Here is an 8,569-nt window from a genome sequence, read left to right as displayed (position 1 = left end):
GGAGGAATTCAACAAAGCCCGAATTTCTTCAGTTCGTCCCGGAGGAGGAATATAGACGGAACGAGAGGGTTTCGGAGCGGCTCTCCGATGCACTTCAGCCTTCTGACGATGATTCCGTCCATGATCTCAATGGCTCTGCCCGGAGGGACGTTTGCGGTTATCACTTCAACTGTATGGCCGGCATCGATCAGGCCTTTGCTCAAGTTATAGACGTACATCTCCATTCCGCCGTTATGCGGCAAAAAATACGGGGTAATCTGGGCAATTCTCATGTTCGCTCCGAAGGATACGATTGGTGTCATCGGTCAACAAGCTGCTCTCTTTGTGGGATCCCCGGCCTTTTGTGCGGTCAGGAGTGGGACCGCCGTCCCGGCTGCAGGGTAGAAGCGCGATTTTACAGCCCGCCTGCCGTCTCCACCTGCTGTATACCCCCTCCCGCCATCCGCAGGCGATTCCGTGCAGTGGGCTGCCGGGCGGCAACACCAGGGTTCTGCTCCGGCATGCCCCGTTAAATACCCTCCGCTCTCCGCAGATGTGTCTATCGGTTCCACAAGAGGTTCATATGTGGCGGATAGCCCAGAAGCCATCGCAATGGGGAGCTTTGCACCGGGCATGGTGAGAAGTCTCTTGAAGGGCCATTGGATATAATGTTTACGGGGGATTGTCCTGGTGCTGCCCGGAAGGGGATACCCGGGAAATTACGGCATCTCTGTAGTAATTTTCCAAAAAGGTGTTTTAAATTGCTTTGGTGCTCTTATATCCGCTTCCGAGTAGCGCCTTCGGCACAGAGCACCGTGTCAGGGCCGACATCATCGCAGGTCCCGTGCCGCTGTCAGAGCCTCCCGGCGCCTCGTGCTGTCGAACGGTCCTTTGAAGAACCCCCCGGTGTATTCTCTTGCGCACCCATCAGTGCCGGAAATGGTATACTTCGATGCCGCGGTTTGAGTACACTTTATGATCTGCGGATAATCTGCCTGTAAAGTTCAGGATATTCTCCTCAGTGGGCATGTAGGGCCGGAGGCCTTTTTCCGGGTTGAACTCTGTTTCATCCATCATGGCCTCCTCGCCGAAGAGCAGTCCACCGTGCCTGAGCTGCTCATCCGGAAGAATGATATACCCGGTGTCTCCCGAGATATTCAGATCGTCCTGTATCAGGCGATTGGCATAGTACGGCAGTCCCAGGTTCTCGGACTCGTTAATCTTCTTTCTCCCGAAGAATCGCAGGGTATAGTAGTCTGAGTGGAGTACAGAGCCGCTCGGCACCTTTTCCAGTACATAATCAAACCCGACTACCTCGTCCTGATTGAAGGAGTAGCGGGTGTAACTCGGTTCTTCCCTGATAAAGCCGAGCGAGCTGACGCCGTAGAGGAGGATCAGGGCGATCATCACGGCCCCAATCCACCTGGGCGGCATCTCCCGGGCAGCCAGGTACCGGGCGAGGACATACATTCCGACACCCATTGCAATGGCAAGAATCGGCAGAAACAGGATGGCAAACCGATCGATCCGGAGCACCGACACCAGCTGAAATACCACGGTAAGAACACTTGGAACGTTCAGGATGATCGCTGCCAGCCCCAGCATGCCGAACACGATCGAGTACTTCGGCTGTTGCTTCCATACCAGGTAGACAGCCCCGATCAACCCGAAAAACACGACAAACAGGGAATCTATCTGGCTCAGCAGGAAATTCCAGCCCTGGTTCACCGCTTCGGTGAGGACGATGTTCTGGTACAGGGACAGATCGGCACGCGGAAACAGATCCCTTATGAAGGGGTAGGCTACGAAGAGCCAGTAGACGGCAAACAGGGAGACGGGGACCATCAGGAAGGTCGTACTCATGCGCCGCTTTTCACCGAGAACCAGCTCGAGGAAAAAGAGGAGCCCGATCAGGGCGATGATCATGGGCGTGGAGATCTGGTGGGTCAACAGGATGAACATGACCGTGATTACGGCAAAAATCCTCCGGGGGGTAGGTCTGGGGATGGCATGCTCCGTATGGGCTTTTGTGCCCGTCACGGAGTAGAGCAGGTACAGGAGGATGAGATACCCGACGTAGGCCATTGTCCTTGTCACCATGTAGGTCCCGTAGTATATGACGTCGGCGTTCATCGCATACGCAAGGACGACCAGGAGGGTGATACGATCGTTGTGGAATACGCTGTTGACCAAATAATACAGGAACAACACCGTTGAGGCAAATATCAGGCCGGTAGTGACGAAGAGGGAGGTCTCGATATCCAGGCCGAGCATGTGCGAAGATAGCGCCACAAATACGTGATACAGGGGGAAGTAGGTGTATGTTCCGAGTTCGCCCGGGATGATGTGCCCTGACAGATAGGTGATGGTAGCCATGTAACTGTGTGGCATGATATCCGTCGTCCCGAAGTACAGGACCGGCCGCAGGGTATAACTGTAGATCGTGACTGCGAGGGTGAGCATGATCTCGACGAGCATCATTGCCGGCCGTAGCTGTGCGGATACGATCTGGACAAATATTATGGTATACAGGATGAGCACTCCAATGAAGCCCGGTGTGGAGTCGGCCGGGGTTATGAGAAAGGTCAGGACGGTGAGCGTAAAGGTCGCCAGAAACAGTTGTGGAGAGATCCAGCGATAGTAAGGAAATATCTCAAATGTCCCTGAGAAGTCGATGTCCTTTTTCTTGATGAATGCGAACGCGAAGGCCCCGAGGATTGCGGGGACCGCAAGGATCGAACCGTTGATCAGGTAGCTCATCCTGTCGATCAGGAGGCAGAAAATGCAGCCTGCAATGTAGGCAAAGAGTATCAGGTAGGGAAAGATCCCGGCCAGCTTCTCAAGCAATCGAATTTTCATTCTGGCTCCTGCCTCCGTATCTGCAGGACCCCCTTCAACACTCAACCCTGATAAAGATGAGCTTGCACTCACCAGCGCTCCCGCGGTCCGGGTAATCCCCGCTGGCTCCTGCAGGAGGCCCGGATCGGTCCCTTCGGGTCTCGTTCGGGGCGATCTGAGGGCAGCGACTGAAAACTCCGATCTCATCGTCTCGACGGTTGCCTGCCAGGCCCCCGGGACACGGCGGAGGCGGGCATGGGAACCCGTTCAGTAATATTCGATCGGCCCGGATGTGGAGAGAGCCCCGTTCTGCCCGATCAGGTTATCCGTCACGAAGACGTTCCCCTGCCCGCCCGTCTGCCAGACCGGCGGTGCCAGGTCGTAATAGAACCAGTTGTGGTCGATGTATGCCCCGTCGCGTGGAACGCCCCTGATGGCAACCGGGAACGCGTTCAAGGGGCCTGTGGCCATGAACGTATTGTGATGAATCCTGATCGTATCCCCCGCGATTGTGCCGGAGCCGGACGCCGTACCATGCATGTCGAAGTTATGGGAAGAGCCTGCGGTGAAGTTCGGACCGCAGATGTTGTACCTCGCCTCGTACCCATCTCCGGCGACCCCGCTGCCGGCGATCGCATGCCGGCAGTAGTCGAAGTAATTCGCTTCGATCAGACTCAAAGCCCCGCCCGACACTACGACACCGTATCCAAGGCCGCTCATCTGGCAGTGATGAATATAATTGTGGTGGATGTCCCCGCCGGTCTTCATGTCGGCTCCTCCCGTGCCGGCAATGCCGATTGCAGCACCGCTCCAGCCCCAGATCTCACAGTTATCCACCTCGAGGTTCCGGTAGGCCGAATAGATCCCGAGACCAGGGTGATCCACCTCGCCGGTTCCCGTATCCGGCCCTTCCAGACGGATTCCGGTGATCCTTACGTGCTCTCCCCCGGCAACAAGTCCGACCGGACGATTGGAGGTTGTCGATCCCAGGAATATCTTTCCACCCGGTGAGACCGGGTATTCATCCCCGTCGGGGCTATCGGGAACCGAGACGTATGCCCCGCCCGATGCTGCAGGATCCCGGGCCGTCTCCATCAGGGGCGAAAGCACTCCGGATTCTGCCTCCATTCTGATCAGTCCCCGTCCGTTCTGCTCTCCCACGGCACCGTCGGGGAGGTAGCCTGCGTCGCCGGTAATGAGGATCCCATCGAGGCTCAAACCGCTCTCGCGCCAATGGATGGTCAGGTTGTGCCGGCCGCTGGAGAGGTAGTGGGCCCCTCCCCCGCTCCAGCGCCAATGCGAATCCGTCTCGAGATCCCACTGGCGAATGCCTCCTCCGTCTACCGAAACCCCGATGGGGCCGCTCTCCTCGCCGGATGCAAGGACCCAGAGGAAATAATCCCCGGGTACCCTGATATCGAATGAATATGCTGCCGATCCGGCCGTGCTCCTCTCGCCCCTGTTGCCGGCAAGAGTCACGCCCTCCGGTATGGTCATTCCCATCGGGGCATCTGCAAGGTCGATCCGGGCCATCTCATCGATGTAGATGACATCTCCGCTCTTCGCGCTCGAGAGAGCGGCAAGCAGTTCGTCCGTGGTCGTGACGGGACGGTTCGTCCCTGAACCCTTCTGCGAGACTGTATCCCGGTAGCCGTCGCCTCCGCCTACGGGACTCCCCGTGGGGTTCGATCCGGCCCCGAAGGCCTGCTCACGATCGAGCTGCGTGGTTGAATCCTGAATATCCACGGTGGGGGTAGAAAAGGCGGGATCTGTCACACCTGCCTCTTCTGGTCCCGGAAAAAGAGTGCCGATCGCTATCGGGATAACCAGGGCTACACAGAGCAGGATCAGGACAATGGGTAAGACTTCTTCAGGACGCACTCTTATCCTGTCTCTGGTGCCTGTGGACTTTAATAAACTTTATTGCAGGCCCCCGGACTGTGACACCGTCCGCGCACCCGAACATTCGTGCTATCCGGCACGATCTCCTGTTTCAGGGCTCCTGCCGGACTTAAAAGATGGTTTCGCCGGATCGGGTTGAGATACGGCTGGAGAAACACCCTGTCTATGGAAAAGGAGGGGTATTGGAGGGTCGTTTCGGACCTCTCCTGCCCGCTCTTCCCGTTCAGTAATACTTGATCGGACCCGATGCGGAGAGAACCCCGTTCGCGCCGATCAGGTTGTTCGTCATGCTGATCCCTGTTGTTCCACCGGTCTGCCAGACCGGCGCATCCCTGGTAAAGTAGAACCAGTTGTGGTCGATGTACGCGCCGTCGCGGGGAACGCCCCGGATGGCAATGCACGTCGGCATCTGGGAGGTCGTACCCAGGAACGTGTTGTGGTGGATCTTGATCGTGTCTCCTGCGATGGTGGTGGAGCCGGACGTGGTGCCGTGCATGTCGAAGTTATGGGGCGACGTCGTGATCCAGTTCGGACCGCAGATGTTGTACCTCGCCTCATATCCATCCCCGGCCATGCCTGCTCCGGTGATTGCGTGCCGGCAGTAGTCGAAGTAGTTCGCCTCGACGAGAGCTACACCGCCGCTGGATAAGCAGACACCGTACCCGAGACCGGCCACCTGGTTGTGGTGGATGTAGTTGTGGTGGATGTACGCGCCGGTCTTCATGTCGGAACCGCCGGTGCCGGCAATACCGATTGCGGCATTGCCCCAGCCGAAGATCTCACAGTTGTCCACCTCGAGGTTCCGGTAGGAGGTGTAGATCCCAACGTTCGTCGATGACGCACTGGTGTCCTTCTGCGGCCCCTCGATACGAAGGCCGGTGATCCTCACATTCTGACCGCCGATCGTGAACAGCCGGGTTCCGGCTGATGTCTGGTAGATCCTGCCGCCAGGAGAGCCGTTCTCGCCACGGTTGCTGGCAAGGATGACCCCGGCCCGTATCGTGGTGGTTCGGCCGCTCATGTCGATGTTGGCGTTCTGCTCGACCCAGATGATGTCCCCGGACTGCGCCGAACCGAGTGCGCTCACGAGCTCGCTCGTCGTGTCGACGATGAAGTCTGCGTTGCTCCGGCTGACGATGTTTTTATACCCGTCCCCTCCCCCGATCGGGTTTCCGGTCGGGTTGGCATCCGCTCCGTACGTGGTCTGACCGGGAGTCGGCGTCGGAGTTGGCGTCCTTGTGGGCGTCGGCGTCGGCGCAGTCGCACCCACCGTCATCGCCTTGGTGAACACGTTGTTGTTTTCGTTGCCTTCTTCGATCCGGTCGACGTCGTCGACCGTCGCGGTGATCGTGCAGGTGCCTGCCGCCGCAGTCCAGGTCGCACCGGAAACACCGCCGTTCGCGGTCACCGTAATCCATGCGCCCGGAGCGATCGAGGCCGTGTAGGTGTCGGACCATACCGCGGAGCCAAGGTTTCCGTCAGACGTGAAGGCCACGCCGTGAATGGTGCCGGCCGGGGTTGCAGCCGTGCCCTGGTTCTTGATCGTCGCCTTCATCGTGATCGTATCGCCGGTTGCCGGGTTCGCCGGTTCCCAGGAGATATCGGTCACCACGAGGTCTGGTTTCCCGGAGGGAACCGGTGTGGAAGTGGGTGTCGGCGTTGGGGTTGTGGTGGGATTGGACACCCCGATTTCGATGGAGCTGCTCAGGGCATAGTTCCCGGCCGCAATGACTACAATGCCGTCTTCAACGGCCTTCATTGCGGTCTGGATAACTTTGCTGTCATCTGTTCCCGCTGTTCCGCTGCTGATCACCTGACCAGTGCTGTCTTCCGCAATGATCTCCGTATCGTCGGTGTACACAACGACATCGTAGGTACCCTCTGATACTATCTGACTTGGCGCAGCCTGTGCCGATGCAGCCATAGCAAACACCAGGCATAGTGCCAGCGCAAGGAATAGGGGTTTCTTCATGTGTAATCTCCTAGATTCGCCCCGGGAGGGTCCCTTTCGGCCTCCCGGCAGGTCAGTGAGGGTGGATCCCCTCAGAATTATTTGACTATTCTAACATATATACGGGTAGGTTTTGAAATTTCTATAAACGGGACCAAAAAGAGCTATTGGGGTTTAAATCCTTTCTGATTTCGATTAACTCTATTTATTAAGTTATTATGGATGGAGGTAGTTTTTTATAATGGATCTTCACTTTGATCTGGGTGGGTGACCCGCTTTTGCAGGGCCGATAGAGAGGCAGAGCGCGAGCTCGCAGGGTGCGGGATACGATCGACCGCGCCGTCGAGCCTGCGCCGCCGCTCACCGCTCTTGGGGTTGCCGATGCGGCAGTCGCTCTTCATCAAGATGGGGAGGACCGGGTTTGTGCAGTCCGCTGGCCCGGAAGAGGGGCTTTTGAGAGTTGAGGCTACCCGGAATTACTGTATTGTAAAAACAGGGATGCCGGAGGGATCCGTGGGGCAAATACGTCTGTTGCTTACTGTCTCAAGTGGCTCGCGGGAGCGGACCCCGGGGCCGATCAGCAAAAATGCTCCTGAACGCCTGTAACGCCGTTGTGCAGCGCCCCGATCACTTGGGAACACCTCCATTTTGAGCTTCAGCCCCCGGCTTCCTCGCCGGGATGCCCTTTATCCTCGATCTCCAGTTGTTCAGCGCAGGATGTATCACGGAAGGAGTATATGCCCTGAACAGGGCCAGGTACCTGGATCTCCGCAGATGCCGTGTCTTACAGCGCTTTAAATTGGCCCTCGCGAGATCGGGCCTGCCTGCCTCCAGATTGCGGCATGCAACCTGGATCTGCCTGGATGCGACATATTCCAGCAGATCTTCTCTCAACTCCGGCGGCACCTCCCCGGCCCGCAGAGCGTTCCGCGCGGAGGCTACGAAGGCATGCTCCCGGATCGGCTCTTTCTTATCGCAGGCCCTGTTCGCAGCTTCTTTATGGTAGATCCCCATGCCGTCCCGGGTAAAAGCAATGGGATACTTCAGGGCAATCCGTCCCCACAGGTCCACATCTTCCCCGTACCATGCGCTGACATCGAACCCTCCCATCTCGTCCAGGATATGTTTGGGGACAGCAACTATCGACGACGAGATCGGCGGGGTGCCGCGGATTGCGTCCCTGAAGTAGTTGGAGAGCAGGCCTTCCCATGGCTCCGGGGGTATTTCGGCACTGAACGGCGGGACCCGGGCCGTCGAATCGTTCTCCTGCAGGAGGTATGCCGTCCCGTAAGCCCCCGCCTGCGGGTACTTCTCCCGCAGTCGTAGCAGGGCTTCAAGATGCCGCGGCATCCATTCGTCGTCCGCGTCCAGAAACGCAACCAGTTCGCCCCGGGCCGCCTCGATCCCCCTGTTTCTCGCCGCGGACACCCCCCGGTTCTCCTGCCGGATCAGCCGGACCCGCGGGTCGCCGAACCCCCCGACCACCTCCGCCCCGCCGTCGGTGGAACCGTCGTCCACCACGATCACCTCGAAATCCCGGACGGTCTGGGCGAGGACCGAAGTTAAGGCGCGGGCGATGTAGGGGCCTTTGTTGTAGAGGGGAATGACGACCGAGACAGCCGGCAGCGCCGTCTCTCCCTCGATCGGATACTCGCGGGCATACCCCGAACCGGTGCGGTTATTTTTGGGAGGTGCAGAGGCCGGCCGGTCCCTGTCTTCAGAGATCCCGATGCGGCCCGCTCCCCTGAATCCGGCATCCCCGGTGCTTGCGGCCATTCATGCCGTGGACAATATATAACTATTAAAATATTTCGAGAGTTGGCTGGAGCAGGGTTCATAGTGGGGCCATCCCAGAACATCTCTGCCGGGAGGGGGGCACCCCCTCCCGGTCCCTCCCCC

The 8,569-nt window shown here is 58.4% G+C and carries 5 protein-coding genes; all 5 read right to left on the bottom strand.

Features of this window, described 5'->3' with window-relative positions; translation table 11 throughout:
- Nucleotides 1-8 precede the first annotated feature (8 nt).
- Nucleotides 9-302 carry a glycosyltransferase family 4 protein gene (locus BRA62_RS10645; RefSeq protein WP_292366547.1) on the bottom strand — a complete coding sequence of 98 codons (294 nt, stop codon included), beginning with the start codon at nucleotides 300-302 and terminating at the stop codon, nucleotides 9-11.
- Between the two features lie 604 nt (nucleotides 303-906).
- Complete coding sequence (locus BRA62_RS10640) at nucleotides 907-2,910, bottom strand: hypothetical protein (RefSeq protein WP_292366546.1); 2,004 nt, start codon at nucleotides 2,908-2,910, stop codon at nucleotides 907-909.
- 174 nt (nucleotides 2,911-3,084) lie between these two features.
- A complete protein-coding gene (locus BRA62_RS10635; RefSeq protein WP_292366545.1) occupies nucleotides 3,085-4,593 on the bottom strand; it encodes a hypothetical protein in 1,509 nt (502 codons plus the stop codon).
- A gap of 349 nt (nucleotides 4,594-4,942) precedes the next feature.
- Entirely contained in the window at nucleotides 4,943-6,691 is a 1,749-nt protein-coding gene (locus tag BRA62_RS10630) for a CARDB domain-containing protein (RefSeq protein WP_292366544.1), read from the bottom strand.
- 606 nt (nucleotides 6,692-7,297) lie between these two features.
- Nucleotides 7,298-8,446 carry a glycosyltransferase family 2 protein gene (locus tag BRA62_RS10625; protein WP_292366543.1) on the bottom strand — a complete coding sequence of 383 codons (1,149 nt, stop codon included), beginning with the start codon at nucleotides 8,444-8,446 and terminating at the stop codon, nucleotides 7,298-7,300.
- Between the last annotated feature and the right edge of the window lie 123 nt (nucleotides 8,447-8,569).

This window comes from Methanoculleus sp. UBA208 (genome assembly GCF_002498065.1).
In the GTDB taxonomy this organism is placed as follows: domain Archaea; phylum Halobacteriota; class Methanomicrobia; order Methanomicrobiales; family Methanoculleaceae; genus Methanoculleus.
This window is presented reverse-complemented; position numbering and strand designations above follow the sequence as displayed.